Origin of the sequence: Apilactobacillus pseudapinorum, assembly GCF_040369555.1 — a bacterium.
Taxonomy (GTDB): Bacteria; Bacillota; Bacilli; order Lactobacillales; family Lactobacillaceae; genus Apilactobacillus.
The window spans coordinates 78,386-103,931 of sequence record NZ_BAABVU010000026.1 but is presented as its reverse complement, the minus strand read 5'-3'; the positions used below and the strand labels follow the sequence as shown (position 1 = coordinate 103,931).

The 25,546-nt window shown below is 36.8% G+C and carries 24 protein-coding genes, 1 pseudogene, 1 riboswitch and 2 other annotated features; of the genes and pseudogenes, 8 read left to right on the top strand and 17 right to left on the bottom strand.

The features are described 5' to 3' along the window. Positions 1-12: 12 nt before the first annotated feature. From ABWU86_RS05625 to ABWU86_RS05610, 4 genes are all read right to left on the bottom strand, one after another. Positions 13-684 (bottom strand): methionine ABC transporter permease, encoded by a 672-nt coding sequence (locus ABWU86_RS05625; protein WP_353321906.1) that lies wholly within the window; start codon positions 682-684, stop codon positions 13-15. Next, positions 674-1,717, bottom strand: a complete 1,044-nt coding sequence (locus ABWU86_RS05620; RefSeq protein ID WP_293793993.1) for a methionine ABC transporter ATP-binding protein — start codon at positions 1,715-1,717, stop codon at positions 674-676. Before ABWU86_RS05620 ends, ABWU86_RS05625 begins: the two co-directional genes overlap by 11 nt. A 42-nt stretch (positions 1,718-1,759) precedes the next feature. Next, positions 1,760-1,976, bottom strand: a binding site (T-box leader). A 5-nt stretch (positions 1,977-1,981) separates the two neighbouring features. Further along, positions 1,982-3,118 carry a 5-methyltetrahydropteroyltriglutamate--homocysteine S-methyltransferase gene (locus ABWU86_RS05615; protein ID WP_353321904.1) on the bottom strand — a complete coding sequence of 379 codons (1,137 nt, stop codon included), beginning with the start codon at positions 3,116-3,118 and terminating at the stop codon, positions 1,982-1,984. Between the two features lie 69 nt (positions 3,119-3,187). Continuing rightward, positions 3,188-3,421: a binding site (T-box leader), on the bottom strand. Between the two features lie 137 nt (positions 3,422-3,558). Beyond that, entirely contained in the window at positions 3,559-4,887 is a 1,329-nt protein-coding gene (locus ABWU86_RS05610; RefSeq protein ID WP_353321902.1) for an ammonium transporter, read from the bottom strand. A gap of 204 nt (positions 4,888-5,091) precedes the next feature. Between ABWU86_RS05610 and ABWU86_RS05605 the strand changes: the two genes are divergently transcribed. Then, positions 5,092-5,934 carry a class I SAM-dependent methyltransferase gene (locus ABWU86_RS05605; protein ID WP_353321900.1) on the top strand — a complete coding sequence of 281 codons (843 nt, stop codon included), beginning with the start codon at positions 5,092-5,094 and terminating at the stop codon, positions 5,932-5,934. Positions 5,935-6,161: 227 nt separating this feature from the next. Here the strand turns inward: ABWU86_RS05605 and ABWU86_RS05600 are convergent, their stop codons facing one another. Then, positions 6,162-6,704 carry a hypothetical protein gene (locus tag ABWU86_RS05600; protein WP_293793996.1) on the bottom strand — a complete coding sequence of 181 codons (543 nt, stop codon included), beginning with the start codon at positions 6,702-6,704 and terminating at the stop codon, positions 6,162-6,164. A gap of 17 nt (positions 6,705-6,721) precedes the next feature. Continuing rightward, positions 6,722-7,102: a hypothetical protein gene (locus tag ABWU86_RS05595; protein WP_353321897.1), complete on the bottom strand. Its 381-nt coding sequence runs from the start codon at positions 7,100-7,102 to the stop codon at positions 6,722-6,724. Between the two features lie 86 nt (positions 7,103-7,188). Between ABWU86_RS05595 and ABWU86_RS05590 the strand changes: the two genes are divergently transcribed. After that, entirely contained in the window at positions 7,189-8,079 is an 891-nt protein-coding gene (locus ABWU86_RS05590) for an RluA family pseudouridine synthase (RefSeq protein WP_353321895.1), read from the top strand. Between the two features lie 68 nt (positions 8,080-8,147). Here the strand turns inward: ABWU86_RS05590 and ABWU86_RS05585 are convergent, their stop codons facing one another. The 4 genes from ABWU86_RS05585 to ABWU86_RS05570 all read right to left on the bottom strand — a co-directional run bounded on the left by ABWU86_RS05585 (position 8,148) and on the right by ABWU86_RS05570 (position 12,473). Further along, positions 8,148-10,538, bottom strand: a complete 2,391-nt coding sequence (locus ABWU86_RS05585) for a phosphoketolase family protein (RefSeq protein ID WP_053949562.1) — start codon at positions 10,536-10,538, stop codon at positions 8,148-8,150. Between the two features lie 241 nt (positions 10,539-10,779). Beyond that, entirely contained in the window at positions 10,780-11,499 is a 720-nt protein-coding gene (locus ABWU86_RS05580) for a GntR family transcriptional regulator (protein ID WP_053949561.1), read from the bottom strand. Between the two features lie 66 nt (positions 11,500-11,565). Next, the gene (locus tag ABWU86_RS05575; RefSeq protein WP_237756906.1) at positions 11,566-11,898 is read right to left on the bottom strand and encodes an ArsR/SmtB family transcription factor; all 333 of its coding nucleotides are present in this window, start codon (positions 11,896-11,898) and stop codon (positions 11,566-11,568) included. 11 nt (positions 11,899-11,909) lie between these two features. After that, positions 11,910-12,473 (bottom strand): cadmium resistance transporter, encoded by a 564-nt coding sequence (locus ABWU86_RS05570; protein WP_353321892.1) that lies wholly within the window; start codon positions 12,471-12,473, stop codon positions 11,910-11,912. A 112-nt stretch (positions 12,474-12,585) separates the two neighbouring features. Here ABWU86_RS05570 and ybaK point away from each other — a divergent pair, with 112 nt between their 5' ends. Next, positions 12,586-13,080 (top strand): Cys-tRNA(Pro) deacylase, encoded by a 495-nt coding sequence (gene ybaK / locus ABWU86_RS05565; RefSeq protein ID WP_053949559.1) that lies wholly within the window; start codon positions 12,586-12,588, stop codon positions 13,078-13,080. A gap of 10 nt (positions 13,081-13,090) precedes the next feature. On the opposite strand, the gene ABWU86_RS05560 is transcribed toward ybaK, so the two are convergent. The 3 genes from ABWU86_RS05560 to ABWU86_RS05550 form a co-directional block, all read right to left on the bottom strand. Beyond that, positions 13,091-13,732 (bottom strand): HD domain-containing protein, encoded by a 642-nt coding sequence (locus ABWU86_RS05560; RefSeq protein WP_353321890.1) that lies wholly within the window; start codon positions 13,730-13,732, stop codon positions 13,091-13,093. A 92-nt stretch (positions 13,733-13,824) separates the two neighbouring features. Then, positions 13,825-14,322 (bottom strand): DUF1836 domain-containing protein, encoded by a 498-nt coding sequence (locus tag ABWU86_RS05555; RefSeq protein ID WP_053949557.1) that lies wholly within the window; start codon positions 14,320-14,322, stop codon positions 13,825-13,827. Between the two features lie 53 nt (positions 14,323-14,375). Next, positions 14,376-16,727: an HAD-IC family P-type ATPase gene (locus ABWU86_RS05550; protein WP_435370534.1), complete on the bottom strand. Its 2,352-nt coding sequence runs from the start codon at positions 16,725-16,727 to the stop codon at positions 14,376-14,378. Between the two features lie 92 nt (positions 16,728-16,819). On the opposite strand from ABWU86_RS05550, the gene ABWU86_RS05545 reads away from it, so the two are divergent. The 4 genes from ABWU86_RS05545 to ABWU86_RS05530 all read left to right on the top strand — a co-directional run bounded on the left by ABWU86_RS05545 (position 16,820) and on the right by ABWU86_RS05530 (position 21,424). Next, positions 16,820-17,677 (top strand): aldo/keto reductase, encoded by an 858-nt coding sequence (locus ABWU86_RS05545; protein WP_353321886.1) that lies wholly within the window; start codon positions 16,820-16,822, stop codon positions 17,675-17,677. Between the two features lie 71 nt (positions 17,678-17,748). Then, positions 17,749-18,003 carry a hypothetical protein gene (locus ABWU86_RS05540; RefSeq protein ID WP_053949554.1) on the top strand — a complete coding sequence of 85 codons (255 nt, stop codon included), beginning with the start codon at positions 17,749-17,751 and terminating at the stop codon, positions 18,001-18,003. Positions 18,004-18,069: 66 nt separating this feature from the next. Continuing rightward, a riboswitch (Lysine riboswitch) is annotated at positions 18,070-18,251 on the top strand. A 156-nt stretch (positions 18,252-18,407) separates the two neighbouring features. Next, complete coding sequence (yjeM, locus tag ABWU86_RS05535) at positions 18,408-19,907, top strand: glutamate/gamma-aminobutyrate family transporter YjeM (RefSeq protein ID WP_353321883.1); 1,500 nt, start codon at positions 18,408-18,410, stop codon at positions 19,905-19,907. 284 nt (positions 19,908-20,191) lie between these two features. Continuing rightward, a complete protein-coding gene (locus ABWU86_RS05530) occupies positions 20,192-21,424 on the top strand; it encodes a serine hydroxymethyltransferase (protein WP_353321881.1) in 1,233 nt (410 codons plus the stop codon). Positions 21,425-21,450: 26 nt separating this feature from the next. Here ABWU86_RS05530 and ABWU86_RS05525 read toward each other — a convergent pair whose 3' ends face one another. The 4 genes and pseudogenes from ABWU86_RS05525 to ABWU86_RS05510 all read right to left on the bottom strand — a co-directional run. Then, on the bottom strand, positions 21,451-21,966 hold the full coding sequence (locus ABWU86_RS05525; RefSeq protein ID WP_353321879.1) for a hypothetical protein: 516 nt from the start codon (positions 21,964-21,966) through the stop codon (positions 21,451-21,453). Positions 21,967-21,981: 15 nt separating this feature from the next. Continuing rightward, positions 21,982-23,229: an MFS transporter gene (locus tag ABWU86_RS05520; RefSeq protein ID WP_353321877.1), complete on the bottom strand. Its 1,248-nt coding sequence runs from the start codon at positions 23,227-23,229 to the stop codon at positions 21,982-21,984. A 376-nt stretch (positions 23,230-23,605) separates the two neighbouring features. Next, complete coding sequence (locus ABWU86_RS05515) at positions 23,606-24,067, bottom strand: P-loop NTPase family protein (protein WP_353321875.1); 462 nt, start codon at positions 24,065-24,067, stop codon at positions 23,606-23,608. Between the two features lie 106 nt (positions 24,068-24,173). Beyond that, positions 24,174-24,929: pseudogene (locus ABWU86_RS05510) on the bottom strand (C40 family peptidase); the annotation flags it as partial. A 252-nt stretch (positions 24,930-25,181) separates the two neighbouring features. On the opposite strand from ABWU86_RS05510, the gene ABWU86_RS05505 reads away from it, so the two are divergent. Continuing rightward, positions 25,182-25,496 (top strand): hypothetical protein, encoded by a 315-nt coding sequence (locus ABWU86_RS05505; protein ID WP_353321873.1) that lies wholly within the window; start codon positions 25,182-25,184, stop codon positions 25,494-25,496. Positions 25,497-25,546: the final 50 nt, after the last annotated feature.

The window sequence follows — 25,546 nt, the reverse complement described above, 5'->3', positions numbered from 1 at the left end:
ATAAAACCCTCCTTAACGGGTTAAAATGTCGGCAATTAAAGTACCGATGATTTGCACGATTGTGACTAGAATTAATAAAACGATGATACATGCAAGTGTGACGTCGAATTGGTTTTGTTGGTAACCATATTGGATGGCGAAGTTTCCTAAACCACCTCCGCCGACAACGCCGACGATTGCGGTTAAACCAATCAAGCTAACAATGGTAGTGGTGGTCATGCGGGTAATGCTGACGATGCCTTCGTGTAAATAAATCCCGCGAACGATTTGCCAGTTGGTAAGCCCAATTGCTTTCCCGGTTTCAATCAAGCCTGGATCAATATCATTTAACGCCGATTCAATTTGACGAGCGAAAAATGGTGTAATCCCAACTACTAGTGGGAAGATAGTTCCGCTTACTCCAATCGCAGTGCCTGAAATCAAAGTAGTAAGTGGAATCAAGGCGACGATTAGGATGATGAATGGAATACTTCGGAAGAGGTTAATTAATTTATCAAAGATATTAAAGCAGATGAAGTTTTCCTTAATCCCGCCGCGTTTGGTGATAATCAGAATAATAGCGAGAAAAATACTGACAATAAATGCGATTAATCCGGAAAGAATGACCATCTCAACCGTTTCTTGAATCGATTGGGTAAACGCCTGCCAATTTTGCGCTACGTTTGGAAAATAGTTATTCAACATCGTCAATCACCTCCACTAAGACCCCATCGTTATGAATGAAATCTTCATATGCATTTTTGATGTCGTCTTCATATCCTTCAATTGAGATAATCAGACCACCAATTAATTTATTTTGAATTAGTTTGATATCAGCTAATAAAATACTGATATCAACGTTAAACTTGCGAGCAACATTTGAAATCACTGGATCAATTGTATTTTCATTATTGTATGTAACTCGAACTAACAAACTGTTAGTTGGTAGGCGCCATGCGTCATACATTGCCTTATCAATTTTTAGATTAGTGGTAGTATCGACAAAACGCTTAGTGATTGGTTGACTCGGATGAGCGAAGACATCGTAGACATCCCCTTGTTCGACGATTTTACCGTTATCTAGGACAGCGATTTGATCACAAACCTGTTCAATCACCTTCATTTCATGCGTCACAATTACAACTGTGATTTTGAGTTTGGTATTTAGATCTTTTAAAATCGCTAAAATCGAATCGGTAGTTTCTGGGTCTAGCGCACTAGTCGCTTCATCACAAAGCAATACTTTCGGATCATTTATCAATGCTCTGGCGATGGCGACTCTTTGTTTTTGCCCACCAGATAGTGATGATGGATAATCATTCTTTTTATCCTTTAAACCAACTAGGTCTAACAATTTGTCGACCTTATCGTTAATGACTTGCTTATCTAAATGTTTGTACTTGATTGGCAATGCCACATTTTGGGCGATGGTTCTTTGTGGCATCAAATTAAATTGTTGGAAAATCATACTGATTTCGCCACGAAGTTGAATTAATTGTTTGGCGTTTAATTGATTAACTACTGTATCTTGATAATGAACGGTTCCAGAAGTTGGGGTTTCTAATCCATTGATACAACGAATCAACGTCGATTTCCCCGCTCCTGAGTAACCGACAATCCCGAAGATGCTGCAGGTTGGAATCTTTAAATCGACCCCGGATAATACTTGATTGGCATTTTCATCTTCAGAAAAAATCTTGTTGACTGCTTTTAACGTAATAATATTTGTTTGGACCATCTCGTCACCTCCTAATAAAAAAGACGCCCTGTTGAATAAATTCAACAGGACGCCTGAGCGCGGTACCACCTGGTTTGATAACTATCTTAGTTATCCGCTTATCGTATTTTACGATTGATTAGTTAACGTTAATCACTCCGTAGCCATTCACATAGCTGATATCTCATAGACCATCTATAAATTAATTTACATACTATCTTCTCACCATCGATAGCTCTCTGAAATGACCTTAATTTACTCTTCTAATCATCGATATTAATATTTTTAGTCATGCCAAATTTGTTTAGCTGTGTTGACCACTAATTCAATCTTTTGCCATTGTTGTTCTTCTGTTAAATGGTTCCCTTCTTCGGTTGAAGCAAAACCACATTGAGTACTTAATGATAGGTGTTTCAAATCCACATATTGTGCTGCTTCATTGACACGTTTGATTAGTACTGCTGGATCTTCTAGTTCTGGTTTCTTAGAAGTTACTAGTCCTAAGACAACGTCTTTTCCTTCAGTCACTTCAGCTAATGGCGCGAAGTCGCCTGAACGGTCATCATCGAATTCTAGGTAGTAAGCATTCACATTCTCTTTACCAAATAGTTCTTTTGCAACAGTGTCGTAACCACCTTGAGCGGCCCAACTTGATGCGTAATTACCACGGCAAACGTGCGTGCTAATACGTAAGTCTTCTGGGATATCTGTGATGGCTTCGTTATTAAAGGCTAAGTAGATTTCTTGTAGTCTTTGTAAGTCATCAACGTCATCAGTCATTAGTTTCCAGAAGTCCTTATCTGAAAGCATGCCCCAAGTACAGTCATCGATTTTGACATCGCGACAACCAGCATCGTATAAAGCTAGGATTAAGTCATGGTAGGCTAATCCTAAGTCATGGATAACTGCATCTAAATCATCCCCGTATACTGCTTTTAATGCAGCAATGTTTTCAGGACCACGAACTAGTTCAGCGTAACATTGAGCTGGCGATGGAATGCTTTGTCTAGCAATGACATCTTCGTTATCAGCAACTTGTGCTTGTAAGAACTTAAACGCTAATAGGTCTGGATGGTTGGGATTAAATTTGATTTTGCCTTCAACTTGCGCTGAATCATTTCTAGTTTCAACGTCGTGGAATATGTAGCCGTGTTCTTGATGAGTATGCTTGATTCCATCAAATCCCCAGAATGTGTCTAAGTGCCAGTAACTACGACGGAATTCTCCATCAGTGACGATTTTTAAGCCATGTTGAATTTCTTTTTGGACTAAATCTTGAATTAACTTATTTTCAACTGCTGTTAGTTGTGCTTGATCAATTTCGTTTTTAATAAATGCGCTGCGTGCTTCTTTTAATTCTTTGGGACGTAGAAAACTTCCTACGATATCAAAATGAGTTGTCTTAGTTGCTACTTGTGTCATATCAATCACTCCTTAAAATTTATCTTCTTTTCAATCAAATCAACAAAAAAATCCGCTCCTAGCTTATAAGCTAGAAGCGGATTCCGCGGTACCATTCTAATTTAGGTGCAGTTTACACTACACCCCTCACTAACGTCTATCAACGTGTGCAATTAATAATGGTTGCCAACCCATCAGCGTTTAATAAGTATCGACGCTGCCAATTAACGGGCCATCTTCACTTAAGTTAATTCGATCTGCTCACATCAACCGCAGACTTTCTGAACTATCAACCTAGGTTACTCTCCCGATCTTTTTGTTTAAATGATTTGTTTGATTGATATAAATACTAATTCCATAAATTATAAAAGTCAACACATTTTTTAATTTATTTCTAATTTATTTTTAATTAGGGGTAAAAAAAGCCTGACGCATCAGGCTTTTTAGATTATGAAAAATTTTTAATCTTTAGGTAAATTTGGATTATCCAAGTGACTGATTTGTCCCTTGAATTCATCAGCATTAACTTCGATATCTTTAGAGTGATCAACACCAGTATCACCATAGAAGACCATGTAATCAGCTGTTTCACCATGTTCCGCGATATCTAGACCCTTAATTTCTTCATCCTTAGTAACACGCATTGGCATTACTAGTTTTAATAGGACGATAATTACGGCACAGGCTACTGATACGAAGATAATGGTTACTAAAGTCGCAATAATTTGGGTAGCGAATAGTTTCATACCACCACCGTAGAATAGACCGTTATCAACAACGGAACTGTTAACTGACTTAGTAGCCAATAGACCAGTCATGATACTACCAACCATTCCAGAAACACCGTGACAACCAAATGCATCTAGGGTATCGTCAGCACCAATCTTATTCTTTAAAACATTGCAGTAGTAGTAGCTTACTAGCGTCGCAACAATTCCAATTGCAAAAGCACCAGTAATAGTAACGAAACCAGCAGCAGGAGTAATTCCAACTAATCCACAAAGAGTACCAGTACAGATACCACCTAATTGTGGTTTACCAACAAAGTGCATGTCTAATAACATCCAAACCATCATCGAAGTAGCTGCAGCGACAGTTGAAGTCATAGTGGCTTGCATTGCGATATTGTTAACGCCTAGTGCTGATCCAGCGTTAAAACCATACCAACCGATCCATAGGATTGTAGTTCCTAAAAGCACCCAAGAAAGATTGTAGTGTTTAGTTTCTTTACCAAAGTCTAAACGTTTGCCTAAATAAATTGATAATACTAAGGCAGTCACCCCGGCATTAATATGAACAACGGTTCCACCAGCAAAGTCTAGTGTTCCTAATGAAGCTAAAATACCATTTGGTGACCACACCATATGTACCATTGGGTAGTAAATAATAATGGACCATAGAATTACGAACCATAATAAAAATTTAAAACGAATTCTTCCAACAATTGCACCAACGAAAAGCGCTGGGGTTATAACAGCGAACATCATTTCAAAAATTGAATAAATACTTACTGGAATCTTAGTTGAAGTCAATGAGTTCAAATCAATTCCATGCATGAATGGGTTCGATAAATCCCCGATAAACCCACCAATGTTACCTGAAAAAGATAAACTATAACCAACTGCAACCCATAAAATAACTGCTAATCCAGTCATAATGAACACTGACATGGTAGTGTTAACAACGTTTTTCTTGGAAACTAAACCTCCATAGAAGAACGCCAAACCTGGTGTCATGAATAAAACCAAAATGCTAGAAATAAATACAAATCCGGTACTTGCTAAATCCATTTACTCTACCCCATTTCATTAATGTTATATTATGTTACATATTATATCATTAAAAAGAAATAAGTACAGAATAAATTCTAGATTAATTTCATTTAAGCGTTGTTTTTGGGATAATATGTTATATCTTATTACATAAAACAATGTCTTTTGCATTCATCCCCTTTTTCCAATAGAATAAGAACTAATCGTTACAAGGAGATTCCTATGGATAAAAAGAAACTACTTAAGAAAATGAAGAAAAACAAAAAAATCACCCATCAACCTTCATACATTGAACGCATCAAGCATTACTATGAGGTCTTTAGTGATTTTTCAGATATTAAATACCTATTAAATAATATTTTAGAAGCCGATAGATTATTGCAGCAAAAGCAATTACCGCAAGATTTACCGGAATTACTTTTGCCAGATGATATTCAAGACACCATCTTCACCTTTGTGAATAATAAATATCCAATGGGCGACCCTAAGGGCGATCAAGTCTGGAACACCTATGTCGATAATCTACCTAAGTTAGATAAGGATATCCGTGAATTTCGTGACTACTTAGAGGATGAATACGGAATGTGGGCTTATATTTCAGCGCCATTCGTCAATGATTTAGCTAAGTTTTTAGATGGCCATAAAGTATTAGAAGTAATGGCCGGTAATGGTTATATTTCAAAGGGACTGCGTGATAACGGTGCAGATGTAATTTGTACCGATAGTTTAGCTTGGACGAAGGAAAACGAAACCGGTAAACACCTTCTAACTGACGTCGAAGCCCTCGATGCGATTGAAGCATTTCAAAAATATCAAGACGAGATTGATTACATTATCATGTGCTGGTCACCAGATGGTGTCGACATCGATTGGCGTTTACTATCAGCAATTCGTGAATCTGGTAAAGATATTACCCTAATCACGATTGGTGAAAAGTATGGCGCAACTGATTCAAAGATTTTCTGGGACAACGCTGAATTCATCGAAATTGACGACGTCAAAAAATTAAACCAACATCATCAACGTTTCGACTTAATCGATGACCAATTATTCTTTGTAAAATAAAAAGAAAAAAGGACGTAACTTCAATGAAGTTACGTCCTTTTTGGCATCTACTAAGTAGACGGGTAAGTGGTGTTCACATCACCGAAATACCAGACACGCGAATTACGTTCGCATAATGTGTCCCCTCCGAAAATATCACTTAATCACATCTTGTGAAGACAACTTTCGCTGCGTGATCTCCTCGACTCATCGCAAACAGTAGTATAACACAAATTACCTACTGTTGCCTATTTTTTCTTAGTGGTCTTTTTAGTGGTTTTCTTAGCAGCTGGTTTTTTAGCCGGTTTCTTTTTATCAGTTTGCTTATCAGCTTCAGCAGCAATCGCACGATTTTCATCAACAGCAGCTAGTTGTTGGTTGACCCATTCCACTAGTTTGGCGTTAATCTCGTCGTTATCAGTAAAGTCGTCTTGTGTTGATAATTCATCGATTCTTAACTTAGAGCGGTTTACATCTGGTGATTCCACTAACATATAAACGTTTAGCGGACAGTTACCTTCGTCGCTCATCATCTTCGAGATGTTTTTGATGTAGCGATATGGTAAGTTCACAATGCCATTTTGTAAGTAAAAACTAATTTCTTCGCCCTTTACTTGAACTAAGGCAGAAGCTAGTCGTCCACTATTGATTTGTTCATCCATAAAAGCGACTGCTTCAGCAAAGGCTTTTTTAGGGTCTTTTTTAACGCTGGCAAGCGTTACTTCACTTGAAAATGTTTCGTATTTTTCATTTTCAACATCTTCAATAAATTTTTGTGCATCTATTTCCATTTAATTTAACACCTATCTTATTTTTTTACGTTCTTTTTCACGATTCGGACATAGTCAGTTTTGATTTGTTTGGCGGCAATTCGATACCACAACAAGTTGACAATAATTCCTAACACTGCAAAAATAAAAGTTATTATTGAAACGCTACTGTTATGTTCAGTCGCAAAAATAAAGACGATTCTAATCATGGTTAATGTGTAAATACCCACAATAAATAGTAAGAAATGGTACGCTAAGCGCCAATTTCTAAGTCCACCAATGATTAACACTAAATATAAAACAACCGCAAATACGGCTGTTTTGGTGATATCAGAAGAGTGACCACCCATTAATACGTCACAAATAATAAACATCGCAAGTGACAACAAACTCCAGCTTGTAATGATTTTCTTGTCCATAGTGACCTCCGAATAAAAATTACTATTTACACCTTATCACAACTTAAACCATTTGAGTAATAGAATTAACCAAAAGAGGCTAAAAAATGCAAAAATGGCACTATCAAGTTCCCATCAAGGGATTATCTAAACCCACCAGCATTAAAGAATATTTAAAAAAACACTTACTAATTCCGAAACACTTCATCTACCCACTTCGCCGTGAGAAACGAGTATTAGTGAATCAAAAATACATCACAATGAATTCATTAGTAAATAATGGTGATGAAATTGACTTAACCTTTATTGAGGATGATTTCACCCTACCAGTTCAAAACCTCATCGCAGATGATAGCCATTCAATCGAGGTTTTATACGAAGATGACGATATCTTAGTGGTCAATAAACCAGCTGGATATAAGACCCACCCCAATCAACCAGGTGAAGTAAATACCGTCTTAAACTTCTGCGAGGCATACTTAAACAAAAAAAATCAGCACGCTTATATGATTCATCGTCTTGATCAGCAAACTTCCGGCGCCTTAATCGTCGGTAAAAATCCGGTAGTAGTTCCAATCTTGGTTAGACTGATTAAAGATAAAGTAATTAATCGCATTTATACCGCCGTAGTTGACGGTCAGTTCAAACAATTAAACGGCATTATCGAAAACTCAATTGGTTTAGACCCCGATGACAAACGCAAACGTAAAATTGATGGAGCTAATCCATTATCCGCTAAAACTGCTTATCAGGTCCTATCTACCACTGAGCAACACTCAATTGTCCAATTAAAGTTATTTACTGGGCGAACACATCAACTTAGGGTCCATTTGGCATCAATTAACCATCCAATTGTGGGCGACCCTTTATATGGACAAAATTTAAATAATCAACAAATGTTACTACACTCCACCCAATTACATTTAGTCCGTCCATTTTATTTCGACACAATTGATATTAACGCCCCACTGCCTAATCAATTTAATCAATATATGTAAAAAAAGAGCCGCATCATAAGATGCGACTCTTTTCATATGGTTTTAAAAGTTAATGTCGATTTAACGAATTACTTTAATGGTTTCCATTCCCATGCATTTACTTCTGGTAAGTCAGTACCAACTTCACGGATGTAAGCATTGTGCTTGTCAACCATGTCGTTCATACGTTGTACGAATGAAGCACCCTTAACAGAGTATTCTGGAATGTCGTTAACAACTTCCTTAGCTAGGTCGAAACGATCTAGTTGGTTCAATACACGCATGTCGAATGGTGTAGTGATATCACCGTTTTCACGGTAACCGTGAACGTGAACGTTGTGGTTGTGACGATCGAAGAATACATCCTTAACTAGGCCTTCGAAACCGTGGAATGCAAATACAACTGGTTTGTCAGTAGTGAATAGACGGTCAAATTCTTCATCAGTTAAACCACGAGGGTCAACCTTAGGTGAACGTAGTTTCAAGAAGTCAACAACGTTGATGAATCTGATCTTCATTTCTGGGAATTCTTCATGTAGTAATGAAATTGCAGCTAGTGATTCCCAAGTAGGTTCAGTACCAGCAGCAGCAATAACTACGTCAGGTTCTTGACCTTGGTCAGTTGATGCCCAGTCGATGTAGCCTAAACCATTGTTTACAAGGTTAGTAGCTTCTTCAATTGAGAACCATTGTGGACGTGGGTGTTTTGAAGTGATGATCAAGTTGATCTTTTCTTCACTAGCAAAAGCAACGTTACCAACAGCTAATAATGAGTTAGCATCAGCTGGTAGGTATTCACGAATGAATTCAGGTTTCTTTTCAGCTAAGTGAGTTAGCATACCTGGGTCTTGGTGAGTGTAACCATTGTGATCTTGTTGGAATACAGTTGAAGTATCAACAAAGTTCAATGATGGGTACTTTCTTCTCCATGGTTGGTCAGCAGCTTTACGTAACCACTTGAAGTGTTGAGTTAACATTGAGTCAACAACACGACCGAATGATTCGTAAGTTGCGAAGAAACCATGACGACCAGTTAATACGTAACCTTCTAACCAACCTTCAGCTTGGTGTTCTGAAAGTTGTGAATCGATTAAACGACCTGAGTGGCCAACGTATTCATCGTTTGGTTCCATGATGTCTTCCATCCATTGACGGTCAGTTTCAGCAAACACACCGAATAGACGGTTTGACATTGATTCGTCAGGACCAAAGGCACGGAAGTTAGTTGGGTTAGCCTTCATAACGGCACCTAACCAGTTACTCCATACAGCCATATCTTGGGCTACAGTTTGACCTGGAACCTTAACGTCAACAGCAAATTCTTTAACGTCTGGTAAGATAAGTGGCTTAGGATCGATACCACCGTTAGTAATAGGGTTAACTGACATTCTTCTGTCACCCTTAGGTGCTAGAGCTTTAATGTCTTCCTTGATAGTACCATCATCGTTGAATAGTTCTTCTGGTTTGTATGACTTCAACCAGTCAACGATTAAGTCAGCGTGTTCCATCTTGTCTGATGAAACATCAACTGGGATTTGGTGAGCACGGAATGAGTTTTCAATTGGGTTACCGTCTAAGTCAAACTTAGGACCAGTCCAACCCTTTGGAGTTCTAACAACAAGTACTGGCCAAACTGGTTCTGTAGCAGTTTCAGCAGTTTCGTTGTTACGTGCATTCTTTTGAATTTCTTGAATTTCTTCAACAGCTTCGTCCATAACTTTAGCCATCTTTTCGTGGTAAGCCATGTGATCATCGAAGTCAGCTTCGTTTTCAACGAAGTAAGCCTTCCAGCCCATACCCTTGAAGTAGTCAGTAATTTCTTGGTCTGACATACGTGACATGATAGTTGGGTTTGAGATCTTGAAACCGTTTAAGTTAATGATAGGTAGAACGGCACCATCAGTAACTGGGTTGATAAACTTGTCTGAGAACCAACTTGCAGCTAGAGGACCAGTTTCTAATTCACCATCACCAATTTCAACAGCGGCAATTACATCAGGGTTATCGAAGATAGCACCAACACCGTGGGCTAGTGAGTAACCTAATTCTCCACCTTCATGAATTGAACCTGGAGTTTCAGGGGCAGCATGTGATGCAACTCCACCAGGGAATGAGAATTGTTTGAATAATTTAGCCATACCCTTTTCATCTTGTGAGATGTTTGGGTAAATGTCTGAGTAACTACCATCAATGTATGAGTTAGATACCATAACTTGGCCACCGTGACCTGAACCTTCAATGTAGAACATGTTTAGGTCATACTTGTTGATAGCACGGTTTAAATGTGCGTAAATAAAGTTTTGAGATACGATAGTACCCCAGTGACCGATAGGCTTAACTTTAACATCTTCTGATGTTAATTCTCTCTTTAATAATGGGTTATCTTTTAGATATAGTTGACCTACTGATAAGTAGTTAGCAGTACGCCAGTATTTATCTAATTCTTCCAAGTATTGCTTGGAATCGAAATCTTGAGCCATTAATTAACACTCCTTTTAAAATAAAAACTATTGAAATTAATAATGGAAAAATTATCAGACTACACCCGATAATTTTAATTACAATGAATATAATAAAGATTTTTCATAAAAAGTCAACCTTTTTACAAATTGATACGGTCCAATTATATTATCGTAATTTCACCATTATCATAACGACATTATTATGAACGATTTTTCCATAATAGTCCAATGATTTTCATAACTTTTTTGATATTATTTTTTAAACCATCACAAACGTGTTGTAACGTAGATATTGATAGTGTAAACGCATGTTGGAAACCTCAAATGGAGTCCCGTCATCTAGGAAGAAAATCCCTTCCATTACCCCAACTGGTTCAGTTGGTTTTAGATTTAATAATTTTTGGTCTTGTTCATTCGATGGACTCGCCAAAATTGATAAAAATGATCGCGTGACACTTTTGTGAATTGTATCTTCAACGTAATTGAAAATGGATTGTTCTACAATCTCTTTGGTTAATTCCGGCGCAATCTTAATTGGAATATAACCAGTTTCAATCATAAATGGTTTGTCATCAAACAAACGTAGACGTTGAATTTCATATACGAAGTCGCCTTCAGCTAAGAATAAATCTTGTTGAATTTCTTTGCTAGCAGGAATGACATTAAAACTAAGTAGCTTAATCTTAGGCACTTTCCCCTGACTTTTCATACTGTCAGTAATCCCTAAGTTAGAACCTTCATAATGAAAAATGGTTTTATTCTTCATATATAAAGGATTAATAAATGTACCGGAACCACGTTTTTTAAAGATAATGCCATCATCAGCCAATTCTTTCAGTGCTCGTTTTACCGAACTACGGCTTACATTATATGATTCACTTAAAGTTCGCTCATCTGGTAAGCGCTTATTTTCAAACTGGTTGTCGATTATCTTTTGCTTTAAATCGGCCAGCACTCTTCGGTAAACTAAATCAGCCATTGCATTCTCCTTGTGTATTTTTTCTAAAAATCAGTATAACAGATTTATAAAAGTAGTTATACATCCCTAGAAAAGATTCTTTGGATGGGGCTTGCCCACCAACTCGTGTTTGACGTGATTAATCATGTCCGCAATCATCTCCACGATGTGTGGATCATCAACGGTATACAACACCTTGTTGCCTTGTTTTTCTTTGCAAACAATTTGATATTGATGCAATAAATTTAATTGCTTAGAAACTACCGGTTGTTCTAAATCGGTTAGTTCGCAAATGGAATTAACACTGATGGGTTCTGAAGCTTCCATTAAACAAGTCACAATCCGAATTCGTCTTTCGTTGCTTAAGACTTTATAAATCTTTGCGACTTCAGCGATTACTTCTTGTTTTGCCATTGCCATCTTATCATCTCCTAAAACCAACTAATCACATGTGTAATCAATCCACTATCGAATAATACATAAATTCCGACACCAATATACACGACCTTGGTTAAAATTTCACCGTATTTTTCCATTAAGTCGTTAATTGATTGAATATTACCAATCGCCTTAATTAATAAAATAATAAGTAGTGATAATACAGTCAAAACAACTATCACTTCGATAATTTGTACAGCACTAATAGTTGATAAAACTGGTAAGAATAACGACAAGTTACAACCAGCACAGACTGATAAGTAAGTAATTAACGTAATCACGACTGGTGATTTATGATTAACTTCTTTTGCTTCTTCATCCTCATCTTTTAATGCCATGTAAATTGGAAGCAATCCTAACAATCCTAACAACCATTCTGGTAAGAATTGATCTAAGATTTGACCGACACTAAAGCTTAAAATCAATAAAGTCCATAGTCCTAATAAATATCCCATCATTACTGACTTTAAATTATATTTCTTCAATAGTAGAAGTAAGATAAAGAAAAAATCTAAATTAACTCCTAAAAACGTAACTAATATTAATAACCAATTCATTTGTTCACCTCATAATATATCTGTTTTTATATATACCATTTTTAATATGTTATATCTTACCATGAGAACATTGTAAAATCTATGCTAAAATGAATACCGAGGTGATTTTGAAATGGGCAAAAAGAAAGCAAAGGTCCACAAGACATTAGTGGAACAAATTCTTGATAAAAATAACATTTCTTATATCCAACACCAGTTCGCCACTCATGACGAAAATAACGTGGCGCAATTAGAAGTCGAAGCAGATACAGATCAACATACCATCTACAAGACTTTAGTTTTAGAAGGTAAAACGACTGGTCCTGTCGTCGGCGTGGTGCCATTGGATCAACATTTAGATGAAAAGAAATTAGCCAAGGAATCTGGCAATAAAAAAGTGAATATGGTGCCTTTAAAGGATCTTTTAAAGACCACCGGTTATGTACATGGTGCAAACACACCAATCGGAATTTATGAAAAATTCCACTACCCTATTTATATCGACAACGAAGCTCAAAGACAGGGTCAAATTTTAGTCTCATCAGGCCAAGTTGGTCGTTCCGTTGAATTAGACGCTAACGATTTAGTTAAATTAGTTAACGGAAAATTCGTGGATATCGTTAAATAATCCGTAACTATTAATGAATGCCTCGCCATTCGTCTATAAACTCATTAACAAATTCCTGCATGAACTTCTGACGATTAGTTGCGATTTTCTTCGCAGCATTTGTATTCATTAAGTTTGGCAATTTAAATAACTTCTCATAAAAGTGATTAATTACCGTTGTATGTTTACGGTATTCGCTTTTGTCCATATTCTGGCGAGGTGTTTGAGCGGGGTCATAAATGGTATCGCCAAAGTGACCCCCAAAATACATAGCGCGAGCGACGCCGATGGCGCCAATTGCGTCTAGTCGATCCGCATCTTGGACGATTTGACCATCAATTGATAGAGCATATTGATGAACCAAATTAGCACTATATGACATGTGGGTGATGATATCCATCACCGCATCAATTTCAGTATCAGTGTAAGCAAGACTCTTTAGTTTTGTTTGGACTGATGCTTCTTGCTTATCGACATCGTCAACAAGTTTATCATCAATCACATCATGTAAGTATGCAGCGGTAATGACAATCTTTTCATTCACACCATCTGTTTGTTCCGCAATTATTTCAGCTAATGACACAACTCGTTCAATGTGGGCAAAATCATGTCCGGTGGTATCATCTTGTAGTTGTGATTTCACATATGTACGTAATTCTTCTAAAGTTTCCATCAAAACATCCCCCTGTGATTTATTTCTATTTTAGCTGATTTAGATTTAATTCGATACAAAAAACGCCCTACAACTTGTAGGACGTTTTTTTATTATTCATGTGTCATATCAGCGAAAATTTCATTAGCAATCAAACGGTTCACAATCGTGTCCGCAATAGCACTCAATAAGTTTTCGATATCTGTCCCATCATGCTGGACTTGTTCGCCATCAGCAATATGGTGCAATCTTTGCACTAGCATTTCGATAAATTCATCGTAGGCTTGCTTGGGAAATTGTTGTTTGGTAACTTCATCAATTCCTTGTCGAATATCCTTAATTGAGAAAACTGGTTTTAATAAACTGATAATAATAATATCTGCCACATGGACAGTTTGATATTTTTTCTTTACTGGCGCAAATGTCGCCTTATTTTTTACGTAATTATTTACCATTGACTTAGTGACTGTATCCATCCCTAATGGTCCGATAGCTTCATTTACGACAGCCACTAGTTGATCCATGTATAAATCAAACTTAGGAAGTTCTTCCCACTTAGGGAGGGTTACTTCTTTCATTTGATTTTGCCATTTAGTGTACTTGCTGTTCATTCGATCACCCCGTTAACGTAATTATATCACATCAACTAGTATAAAAAACTAGCTTAAATAGCATCGCTAAATTTTTCTGGGTTCATTTTAACTAACACACGGTGAACAATTGAAGAAATCAAGATAAAGACTGGAACAGCAGTTACCACCACAATTGATGCTGGAATAATAATTGGCATCGTAAAGACGTCAACTAATGAAAACGCCTTAGGGAAGAATAAGAATATCGCCGCAAAGATAACAATCGATGGTGCGATAATTGAAATCTTAACATTATTCAATGGACGAGATGCTTTAAATAAAGCAATCCAGTACACGCATCCGGTTACCAACACACTAATTGTAGCTCGTTGAATATAATTAAAGTCGAAAGCTTTTCCAATGTAGATAATCAAGACCACATATCCCACGATAGTAATCGCAGCTGGTAATGCGACTTTATAAATCTTGGAACTAAACTGGTTAGTTACTCTTTGATAGTTAGGGGCTAATGCCAATAAGAATGATGGTAATCCCACCATAAAGGTATTGATTGGTGTCAATTGAATAGGTTGGAACGGATAACTATGAATACTAAACATAAATAGAATCGAAAGTGACAACGAGAACATTGTCTTAATTAAATACAATGAAGCGACACTTCCGATGTTATTGATAACACGACGTCCTTCTGCTAAAACATCAATCATCGCAGCAAAGTTAGAATTAATCATTACAAAATCCGCAATTCCCTTTGTGCTTTCACTACCGGATGCCATCGCAATTCCACAGTTCGCTTGTTTCATTGCTAACATATCGTTAACCCCGTCACCTGTCATGGCAACGGTATTACCATTTAATTGGTAAGCACGAATCAAACGTTTCTTTTGTTGTGGCGTTACTCGACCAAAGACCACGTATCGTTGCACCAATTCTTGATAGTCAGCATCAAATTCAACAGTTGTCATGTCAACAAAGCGGTCACTGTGATCTAAGCCCACTCGTCGCGCAATCGCACTAACCGTTTTAGGATCATCCCCTGAAATTACACGTAAAGCAACACCTTGTTGCTTAAAGTAATCAAGGGTAGTTGCTGCATCCGGGCGAATTTCATCACTGATTAAAATTAAACCTAATAATTCAACATCATCCAATGGTTCTTTCAACGAACGATGACTTTGGACTAACGCTAAGACACGGTAACCTTGGTTCGCATATTCATCGATTGTCTTTTGGGTTGATTCATCCATTTCAGGAACAATAAATTGAGGTGCTCCCATAACAAAATTACCATCGTCAGTTTCGACTCCACTCCACTTTGTTTCTGATGAGAATGGGAATTTACTACTTAAGGTTAATTCAGGGTCATCAATCGCCTTTTTAATCGAAGTCGAAGTTTCGTTATCGTCTTCAAACGCGTATACGATGCGACCCAGAGTTTGTTTTAATGCGGCTTCTGAATGATTTTGAAGTGGTAAGATTTTTTCAAATTGAAGCTTACCAGTAGTAATAGTTCCGGTCTTATCCAAACAAATCGTATCAACACGGGCTAGAGTTTCAATCGCTGGCAATGCTCTAACTAAGACCTTATGACGAGCTAGTTTAGCAGCCGACACAGCTAGAGTGACTGATGATAATAGAACCAATCCTTCTGGAATCATTCCAATCATCGCCGCAACCGTTCCTAGCAAAGCTTTATTGATGTCGTCACCACGAGCTAATTTGGTAACTAGTAGTAATGCCCCCAATGGCACGATCACAAAGGTAAGCCATTTAATAATCTTGTTGATGGTTTTCAACATCTTACTATCAGAATCTTTATGAGTACGTGTCACTTCAGATTCCATTCGGTTAACGAATGTTTCATCACCGACTTCAGTCGCCACGATGCGGGCGCTTCCACTAATAACAAAACTTCCTGATGTAATCGCATCACCGTGTTGCTTTTCGATTGAATTAGTTTCACCAGTGATTTGAGATTCATCAACTTGAAGTGATTCGGATGTTAAGACTTTTCCATCAATAGGAATTTGGTCACCATGACCGATTAATAAGACGTCGCCTAGGACGATTTGATCCGGTTTTATCTCTTTGGTATGACCATCTCTGACTACCCGAATTAAACCTTCAGATAAAATCGCCATCTTATCTAATTGTAATTTCGAACGAATTTCTTGAATACTACCAATGACGGTGTTGGAAATCGCAATCACTAAAAACAAAAGGTTTTTGTAATCGCCAGTATAAAAGACCATCGCAGCTAAGACGATGTTAATCAAGTTGAATAACGTGAACGTATTCGTTTTTAAAATTTGCGGAATCGTTTTAGTAAAACCAGTGCGCTTAATATTATGCAAACCTTGGTTATACAAACGTTTTGCTTGTTCTTCGGTTAAGCCCTTTTGGCTATCGATTTTAGATTGCAATATCAACACCCCTTTTAGATGTAAAAAATTTGATTTATCGGCTTTTAATGAACTATCATAAGGATGGTTAAACTAAAAAGGAGGCCTTTTATATGCCTAACTCAATTTCAGATACCATTAAACTAAATGACGGTAACCAAATGCCTATTTTAGGATTTGGAACCTACAAATTAGCTGATCAAGATAGTATGGACGCTGCCATTGATGCAGCGTTTAAGGCTGGTTATCGATTATTTGATACTGCCCAATTCTATAATAATGAACATCTACTAGGAAATTCAATTAAAAAGCTACAAATTAACAGAAATGAAATATTTATCACCACAAAAATACCAGAACCAAAACAAGGTTATCAATCCACTTTAGATGCGATTGATGAATCATTAGCTAATCTCCAAACTGATTACATTGATTTATTGTTGGTGCACTGGCCTGTCCGTAGCCACTTCTTTGAAACTTGGCGTGCCTTTGAAGATGCCAAAAAAGCAGGAAAAGTGAAGTCAATTGGGGTAAGTAATTATCACCAAACTCATTTGGATTTATTAAAGACCCAAGCAACTGAAATGCCAGCCGTTAACCAAATCGAAGTGCATCCCTACCTAAGTCAAAAATCAATGTTGGCTGCCAATAACGAAGAACAAATCGTGACCCAAGCATGGAGTCCTATGGGCCGTGGAGCCACTTTGCACGATGAAACAATTCAAGCGATCGCTAAAGCACATGGTAAGTCAGTCGCTCAAGTCATATTAAGATGGCATCTACAAAACGGTGTCGCGATTATTCCAAAGTCCAGCACTCCTGAACGAATCTTGGAAAATGGCGACTTATTCGACTTCGAATTATCAGATCACGAAATGCAATCAATTGATGACTTAAATCAAGATATGCGTACTGGTGACGACCCCGAAGTAGTTTATGAAATTGAACACCAATATCCTCGTCATAAATAATTTAATTAAAAAGTAATTATATTAGGTGTATAATTACTTTTTAATAATACATATATAAGGGGTTTTAAGTTATGGGTTTAATCATTTTTGCAATTGTTTTAATGTTTGTCCTTGTCGGAATTGGCTTTGCAATTGTCTTCACCTGCCTTTTCGTCGCTTGGCTATTTAGTTTATATTTTGATCGCGACGAAAGAAAACGCGCAAGTCGTGAAATGGATTTACAAACGCAACAAACAGAACAAATGGTTAATCGTCTAAAAGCTCAAAACCAACAAATGAGAGAACAAATTTCCCGTCGTGAACAGGAAAATCACAACAATAATTAATGAATCTATAATTTTTTGTTTACAATTTTTTTATTTAGCGTTAAAGTGTAAATAACTTAATAATTTATCTAAGGAAGAGGCGCAGATGTTAAGAGTAGCTTAGGAGAGCCATTTAGGTGGTGTTGATACTAAGTTAAAGGGACATTTGCCGAAACAATTAGTTTCCTAAAAAACTAACTTGTTGGGTCCTAGTTGAATAAGCTAGGGACTGTCGTGAATGGAGATATTCACGGGGTGCTTTTAAGATTATACGTAGAGAAATTTAACACGATAATAATTTTAAAAGGACTATTCTAATTCGAATAGTCCTTTCTTATTGAGTAGGCCCCCTTTTGATAACAACAATCAATTGGTGGCCTTTTTCTTTACCTTAGCACTCTTCTTTTGAGAGGAGAATGATTTTTATGGATAAGGTTTCAGTCAACAAGAAGATTTCAACGATGGGATTGGTTTTAATTATCTTTTCAACCATTTTTGGAATTTCAAATTCGCAAACAGCATTTTATCAAATGGGATACTCAAGTATTCTCTGGTATGTATTAGGAGCAGTGCTATTCTTCATTCCTACTAGTATGATGTTCGCTGAATTTGGTTCATCATACAAGGATGCTCACGGTGGAATTTATTCCTGGCTTGAAAATTGTATCGGTAAAAAGTGGGCATTCATCGGTAGTTTTACTTGGTTAGCCGGATGGATCATCACTTTAGTTTTCATGTTAACTACAATGTGGATTCCACTAGCCGTTACTATTTCAGGACATGATACTACTGGTAGCTGGCACATCGGTTCACTGGATTCAACCGCAACTGTTGGGATTTTAGGTATTATCGTGATTGTAATCGTAACTTGGTTAGCAAACCACGGTATGAAGTCAATCGCGAGCCTATCTTACTTCAGTGGACTTATCGGAATTTTCGATATGGCAATTTTCATTTTACTATCAATTTTTGTTTTAGCAGCTAACCATGGTCACTTTGCTGAACCAGTTACTGCCCATGCATTAATTCACTCACCAAACCCTGCATTCCAATCACCAATTGCTGTATTTTCATTCCTAGTTTACGCAATCTTTGCATATGCTGGTATGGAAACATTAGGTAGTATTACCGACAACACTAAGAACCCTAAGAAGACTTTCCCACGTGCCGTGGTGATTGCAACTGTAATCATGACTGTTGGATACTTAGTTGGTATTTTACTATGTGGAATTAGTACTAATTGGCTACATACTTTAAGCGGTTCAAACGTTAACTTAGGTAACGTCCGTTTTGCATTATTAACTAACTTAGGTTACGTCTTCGGTCACAACTTCTTACACTTAAGCGTTGCGCAATCACTAATAGTTGGTCAATGGGTAACTCGTATCACTAGTTTAACTGGATTCCTAAGTTACGCTGGGGAATTTATTTTCCTAACATATGCACCAATCAAGTCATTTATCGAAGGTTCACCAAAGGAACTATGGCCAAGTCGTTTAACTAAGATTAACCGTTTCAACGTCCCTGCCAATGCTCTTTGGGCACAATGTTTCGTCATTGTCTTAATCATTGCTGGTATTTCCTTCGGTGGATCAAGTGCCCAAACTTTCTACACTATCTTAACTGACATGAACAACATGACAACAGCAGTGCCATACCTATTCTTGGTTGTCGCATTCCCAGTATTTAAGAAGCACATCACCCAAACTAGTGATAATTTCGTCTTTTACAAGAATAAGTGGTCAACTTGGATTACTTCTATCGTGACAATTTTAGCATTAAGTTTTTCAATTATTTTTACCACCCTACAACCACTATTACAAAATGACTTCCAAACCGCATTCTGGACACTATTTGGACCCGTCTTCTTCATCATCATTGCATGGAGTTTTTACCACCGTTTCCAAAACAGAATTCCAGATTAATGCAAAAAATAGTTTGACAGTCTAAATTTTTTGATATATTCTAATTGCAACTTGAAAGTAGTAATTCAAATCAACTAGTTAAGCGAGTATCTGATTTAGTGCAACGAGATACCTAGTTCTTGAATGAAGGCAGTCAAGCTATATCAATTGAATCGAAATCTTAATGCGCATTAAGAACCAGAGGTATCAAGTGTGAGCTTGATATAAAATAAGGTGGAACAGTGTTGAAACGCCCTTGTACGAAAGTACAGGGGCGTTTTTTATTACTAAAGGAGTATCAAATTATGTATGATTTTTCAAAAGAAGATCCAGAGATTTTTAACGCCATTCAACAAGAACATCAACGTCAAGACAATGTGATTGAATTAATCGCATCAGAAAACATCGCATCACAAGCAGTTTGCGCCGCCCAAGGCTCTGTGTTAACCAATAAATATGCGGTAGGTTATCCCGACAAACGTGTCTATACCGGAAACGAAGCAATTGATGAAATTGACAAGATTGCGAAACGTCGTGCCGAAGAACTATTCAATGCTGAATACGCCAACGTACATCCCCACTCAGGAAGCCAAGCTAACCAAGCGGTTTACGCTGCTTTCCTAGAACCCGGCGACAAGATTTTAGCAATGAGTGAACACGCTGGTGGTCACTTTACCCACGGTCAAAAACATAACTTTTCCGGTCAACTATACGAATCACATTTTTACGGTGTGGATCCAGAAACTGAATTACTGGACTTCGAAAAAATTCGTGAAATCGCCTTAGAAGTCCAACCTAAGTTAATCATCGCTGGTGCTTCCGCATACAGCCACGTGATCGATTGGACTGAATTCAGAAAAATCGCTGATGAAGTTGGTGCCATTCTAATGGTCGATATGGCCCACATCGCTGGTTTAGTCGCTGCTGGTGTGCATCCTAATCCAGTTGAAGTCGCTGACGTAGTAACTTCAACCACTCACAAAACTTTACGTGGCCCTCGTGGTGGACTAATTCTAGCTAAAGCCAAATACGCGGAAAAACTAGACTACGCCGTTTTCCCAATCTCACAAAGTGGTGCCTTAGAACACGTTATTGCTGCTAAAGCGGTAGCATTAGGCGAAGCACTTCAACCATCATTCCATCAATACGCAATTGACGTCATTAAGAATGCTCAAGCAATGGCTGCCATCTTCAACCAAGATGACAAGATCCGCGTTGTTTCTGGAAATACAGAAAATCATGAAATGACTTTAGATTTAAACCAAACCGGTCTAACTGGTCATCAAGCTGCCGAATTACTTTACAGTGTCGGCATCGCCACTAACAAGGAACTATTACCACTAGAAGACGGTAATACTATGGAAGGAATCCGTATCGGAACTCCTACTATTACCAGTCGTAACTTCGATGAAAGTGACGCTGAAGAAGTCGCTGAAATCATTATCAAAGTATTAAATAACCCTAGTGATGACGCCCTATTAAATGACGCCCGCGAACAAGTTAAAGCACTAGTTGCTAGTCATCCTATTAATAGATAAAAATAAAAAAGCACTGACGTGCTTTTTTATTTTGGATTATTTAAGATACTGTTGATTACGTAGTACACCACAATTGAAACTACTAGCCGTTTATTAGTAATCACATTTTGGTAAATACTGTGTAGCCAACTCTTCAAGTAATCTCCATGATTATTAACGTTGTCATTAATGATCTGATTATTGCTCTTAATATAGTAGAAATTGACCATAAAAAACGCCACAATCAAAAGCAAATATACTAACGCCAATAAGAAATTAGCTGAAATCAGGCTAAAAATAAGAGCGAATAAATTAAAACCAACAACTGATAAGTAAATTGTGTACACTATGACGCTTAGCGCTTTACTTTTAAAAAGTGATGCAACAGTGTAATAAATTATTAAAAACGCCATTGGTACCAGTTTATAGTAGAAATTAATTGGTCTTATTGATATCGCGAGGTTAAATTGATTATCAGTAAGTGTCCATGTGATTAAAGCAAAAATGACAATTGCGACTGCACTGTAAATCAAAATGTTTTTCTCGAATTTTTTTGTTTCCATTGTTGATGACTCCTTTTACACATTGGATGAATACTTAATAGATAATACCACCAAATATCCAATACTGATAGCAGACATTAACATTAATGCAAACCACCCAGATATAGTTGATAATCCAGCTGCTAACACCCCGGCAATCGCCGAACCAATTGGTAAACCAAAAGTCACAATCGTGTAGAAAGCGCCCATTCCTCCACCAACTTTATCTTCCGGTAAATTTTTAATGATAAAAGCGTCAATTTTTGGATTAGAAATCCCAGCAAAATAACCACTTAAAAAGATTAATACTAATAATAGGTATACGTTTGGCAAAGCAACTATTGATAACGGAATGATAAAGAACATCATCATTTCAAAAATTAAGTTATGTTCAATTGTCATAGCATAGAATCGGTTAAATGGAATCACTGATCCCATAATCATTCCTAAAACCTCAATCGTATCAACAGCTGCAACCGTAAATCCAAAATTAAACAATGTTAGCGCATGATTACCTAAAATCGTAATACTTAGCAATGTGGTTTGTAATGCGCCAATTAAATTAAAAGCAGTAAAGATGATTAAAAAGTGTTTCAACTGTTTAATCTTAATTATGTACTTAAAGTTTTCTTTGATGCTTTCAAAATTATCCTTGTTAAAGGCATAAAAAGATTCCGTACTAGTCTTCTTAGGTTTTGGTTCATTAACCTTAATATTATGTAAGACTATCAGTGATAGGAAAAATGAAAAGGCATTGATCAATGCGAAGACAGCAAAGTTAAAATGAATTAAAGTCAGGATGAAGGCACCGATTGGACCACCAATCAAATCCAAGGTTTGAGAAATTCCACTTTGCACCCCGCGCACCTTCGCTAAATCATCAGACGAAACGTGTTTCTTTAGAATTGGTAACTGCATGTATGAACTAAACGTCCCCAGCATGTCACTCATGACGTTAATTAGTAAAACTAACCCGAAGACTAACCAGTTCTTTTCAATGTTAATGAACATTGATAGGAATAAATATAGAAGAATTTGTGCAACTCTAACATTAATTAACCCTTTAAACTTACGACTAACCTTATCGGCAAAGAAACCCAATAAGAAATTCAGTAAAAACGGAATTGTTGAAATAATACCGACTGCTGAAATCGCAATCTTGGCATTCGGTGTGTGACTTGCATAGATAACAAACACAATATTAAATAAAGTCGTGCCAATGCCATTAAGCACACCCGAATAAAAGAGCTTTCTGACGACACTGTCTTGTTTGAAGATTATCATCCACAGACCCCCTTTTGATAAAGTTTATTGCATTTTTATAATCATAATTTAATGATTGTCTAACAATACCATTATACCAGTTAGGGTTCAAACTTATTGTATGTAAAATAAAAAAGACCATCTTGAGAGAGAGCGGTCTTTTTTGAGAGAGATAAGAGATAATTTTAGAGAGATGAGAGGTCTCCCTAATATCAATAAATATGAGTTAACTGATCGCCTTATGCGAACAACTGTTCTTATTATATATGACGATTCAGAAAAACACAAGTGATAATATAAAATATTTAGTATAAATAAGCAAGTGTTTATAACCAAATAATGTAAATTTTAATAAGAAATTAATTATTTGTTCGCTAAATGCCATCGTATCAACATCTTAAAATAATGGTAATTTATTGATATCTTCAATTATTCGATTAATTTTTTCATTAATATCCAATTCATCTAGTTGTTTTTCTAATTCATCAATTTGATCATATGGTTGAAATTGTTCTACTAATCGTTCTCTACCATACGAATCATCCCTTTGTTGGTCCAATTGAATCGTTTGGTCTAACGTTAGATTTAAATAATAAACTAAAGTTTGTTCGCCAAACATTTTAATAACGTTCTTAATTGATTCTGCATAAATATCTTTAGGTAGTTGGCCTTCAATGATGACGTATTCAAAACGCTTTTGACCATATTGCGCTAACTTAGTCATGGTTTGAGTGTCATCATCTGCAGATGGTTGAATTAATAATGTTTTATTGATGCCAAGTTGTTCTTGGAGTTTAGCAGCTAATGTTGTTTTACCGCTGGATTGGTTACCACGGATGATAATTAGTACTGGTTTCATATTCGACCTCTTCTTTTTTGGAGGAATTTTCCCCTCCCCTATTCATCAGGTCTAATTATACCAAAATAAAAAACAGCCCTATGAATACAGCTGTTTTTGTTTTATATTATTTTGCAACCCAAGGTCTAGCAACGTATCCAGTGTGAGTTGAACGTGCGTAGATGCTTGAAATTTGCACACGTGGTGGCCAACTTTCAATCATCTTGTCATTACCTAAGTATAATGCCACGTGCCAAATAGTTTTAGTGCCTGGTTGGTAGTAGAAAATTAAATCTCCACGTTTTCTTTGGCTAAATGGAACAAACTTAAATTTCTTAGAAGCCCATAGACGACGTGAGTTCCATTCGTTGCCAGGATGTGCATGTTGGATCGCACTAACTGGCGCAGGATTAATTCCACCAGCATATAGAGCTTGAACCACTAAACCAGAACAATCGTTACCATACTTAGGACTTGAAGATGCACCATAAATGTATGGATTACCTAAGTACTTATATGCTTCTTTAATAGCTGCTTCAATGTGGGCTTTGTTACCTTGAGTGATCTTAGCACCTAGTGGAGCAACGTATTTATCGATATCGTAGAAGTCACTCTTCTTGAAACCTAGTTTAACCCAGGTTTTAACGTCTACGTTACCAGTGACTTTTAGATTGTGCTTACGTTGGAAGTTTTCCACCGCTAGTTTAGTAGCATAGTTGTATTCATAGTGACCAGTACCAATTGGTCCCATGTTAATACCTAAACGACGCATAATCTTTAAAGTCTTGATTCCTTCGTAACCGACTTTAACGGTATAACCAACCTTCCCCACCGGTTCAATTTGTTTATCAGAAATTTGATAATATTGTTTGGGATTTTGGTAAACATGTGCAGATGCATCAACATTATGTAGTAGTGAAACAGTTCCAAATGATGCAACTACCAAAACCGCAAACCAAATCTTATTTAGTCTTAGCATAGTAAGTCCCCCTAGTAGTTATAACAATATTATATTACTCCTATAACATGTCTAATTTCTCTTAAGATTCCTTAATATCAATTAAGAATTCTTAATAAATTTAATGTGATTATTAGATTATAATTAATCTTATCAATTCCATTGGGGGAAACATTAATGAAGAAGTCAGTTTATAAAATGAGCTTGTTTTTAATTAGCATGACGTTCTTGATTGCGATGACTAATGTGAATGCAGCCAAGGCGGATGCATCTAACCCGTCTGCGACAGCAACAAGCACTGATACAAGTAGTACTACCAACAATACATATACACCGGGGGATAATAGCAGTTCTTCGAACCAAACTAATTCGCAAACTACTGGCGATAACAGTTCGAACAACTCTACTAACGCGCAACCAAATGTTGATACCAATAACTACTACCAAGTAATTTCAACACAAAGCGTCAGTGGTTCTGTTGCAAAGTTTTAAATCTACTATCAAATAAGGTAGAATAATAGAAAAAGATAGCAGGAGGAATG

Bases quoted from the DNA above. Each gene is read 5' to 3' on its own strand.
- ABWU86_RS05625 (WP_353321906.1), bottom strand. From the start codon at position 684: ATGTTGAATAACTATTTTCCAAACGTAGCGCAAAATTGGCAGGCGTTT.
- ABWU86_RS05620 (WP_293793993.1), bottom strand. From the start codon at position 1,717: ATGGTCCAAACAAATATTATTACGTTAAAAGCAGTCAACAAGATTTTT.
- ABWU86_RS05615 (WP_353321904.1), bottom strand. From the start codon at position 3,118: ATGACACAAGTAGCAACTAAGACAACTCATTTTGATATCGTAGGAAGT.
- ABWU86_RS05610 (WP_353321902.1), bottom strand. From the start codon at position 4,887: ATGGATTTAGCAAGTACCGGATTTGTATTTATTTCTAGCATTTTGGTT.
- ABWU86_RS05605 (WP_353321900.1), top strand. From the start codon at position 5,092: ATGGATAAAAAGAAACTACTTAAGAAAATGAAGAAAAACAAAAAAATC.
- ABWU86_RS05600 (WP_293793996.1), bottom strand. From the start codon at position 6,704: ATGGAAATAGATGCACAAAAATTTATTGAAGATGTTGAAAATGAAAAA.
- ABWU86_RS05595 (WP_353321897.1), bottom strand. From the start codon at position 7,102: ATGGACAAGAAAATCATTACAAGCTGGAGTTTGTTGTCACTTGCGATG.
- ABWU86_RS05590 (WP_353321895.1), top strand. From the start codon at position 7,189: ATGCAAAAATGGCACTATCAAGTTCCCATCAAGGGATTATCTAAACCC.
- ABWU86_RS05585 (WP_053949562.1), bottom strand. From the start codon at position 10,538: ATGGCTCAAGATTTCGATTCCAAGCAATACTTGGAAGAATTAGATAAA.
- ABWU86_RS05580 (WP_053949561.1), bottom strand. From the start codon at position 11,499: ATGGCTGATTTAGTTTACCGAAGAGTGCTGGCCGATTTAAAGCAAAAG.
- ABWU86_RS05575 (WP_237756906.1), bottom strand. From the start codon at position 11,898: ATGGCAATGGCAAAACAAGAAGTAATCGCTGAAGTCGCAAAGATTTAT.
- ABWU86_RS05570 (WP_353321892.1), bottom strand. From the start codon at position 12,473: ATGAATTGGTTATTAATATTAGTTACGTTTTTAGGAGTTAATTTAGAT.
- ybaK (WP_053949559.1), top strand. From the start codon at position 12,586: ATGGGCAAAAAGAAAGCAAAGGTCCACAAGACATTAGTGGAACAAATT.
- ABWU86_RS05560 (WP_353321890.1), bottom strand. From the start codon at position 13,732: ATGGAAACTTTAGAAGAATTACGTACATATGTGAAATCACAACTACAA.
- ABWU86_RS05555 (WP_053949557.1), bottom strand. From the start codon at position 14,322: ATGAACAGCAAGTACACTAAATGGCAAAATCAAATGAAAGAAGTAACC.
- ABWU86_RS05545 (WP_353321886.1), top strand. From the start codon at position 16,820: ATGCCTAACTCAATTTCAGATACCATTAAACTAAATGACGGTAACCAA.
- ABWU86_RS05540 (WP_053949554.1), top strand. From the start codon at position 17,749: ATGGGTTTAATCATTTTTGCAATTGTTTTAATGTTTGTCCTTGTCGGA.
- yjeM (WP_353321883.1), top strand. From the start codon at position 18,408: ATGGATAAGGTTTCAGTCAACAAGAAGATTTCAACGATGGGATTGGTT.
- ABWU86_RS05530 (WP_353321881.1), top strand. From the start codon at position 20,192: ATGTATGATTTTTCAAAAGAAGATCCAGAGATTTTTAACGCCATTCAA.
- ABWU86_RS05525 (WP_353321879.1), bottom strand. From the start codon at position 21,966: ATGGAAACAAAAAAATTCGAGAAAAACATTTTGATTTACAGTGCAGTC.
- ABWU86_RS05520 (WP_353321877.1), bottom strand. From the start codon at position 23,229: ATGATAATCTTCAAACAAGACAGTGTCGTCAGAAAGCTCTTTTATTCG.
- ABWU86_RS05515 (WP_353321875.1), bottom strand. From the start codon at position 24,067: ATGAAACCAGTACTAATTATCATCCGTGGTAACCAATCCAGCGGTAAA.
- ABWU86_RS05505 (WP_353321873.1), top strand. From the start codon at position 25,182: ATGAAGAAGTCAGTTTATAAAATGAGCTTGTTTTTAATTAGCATGACG.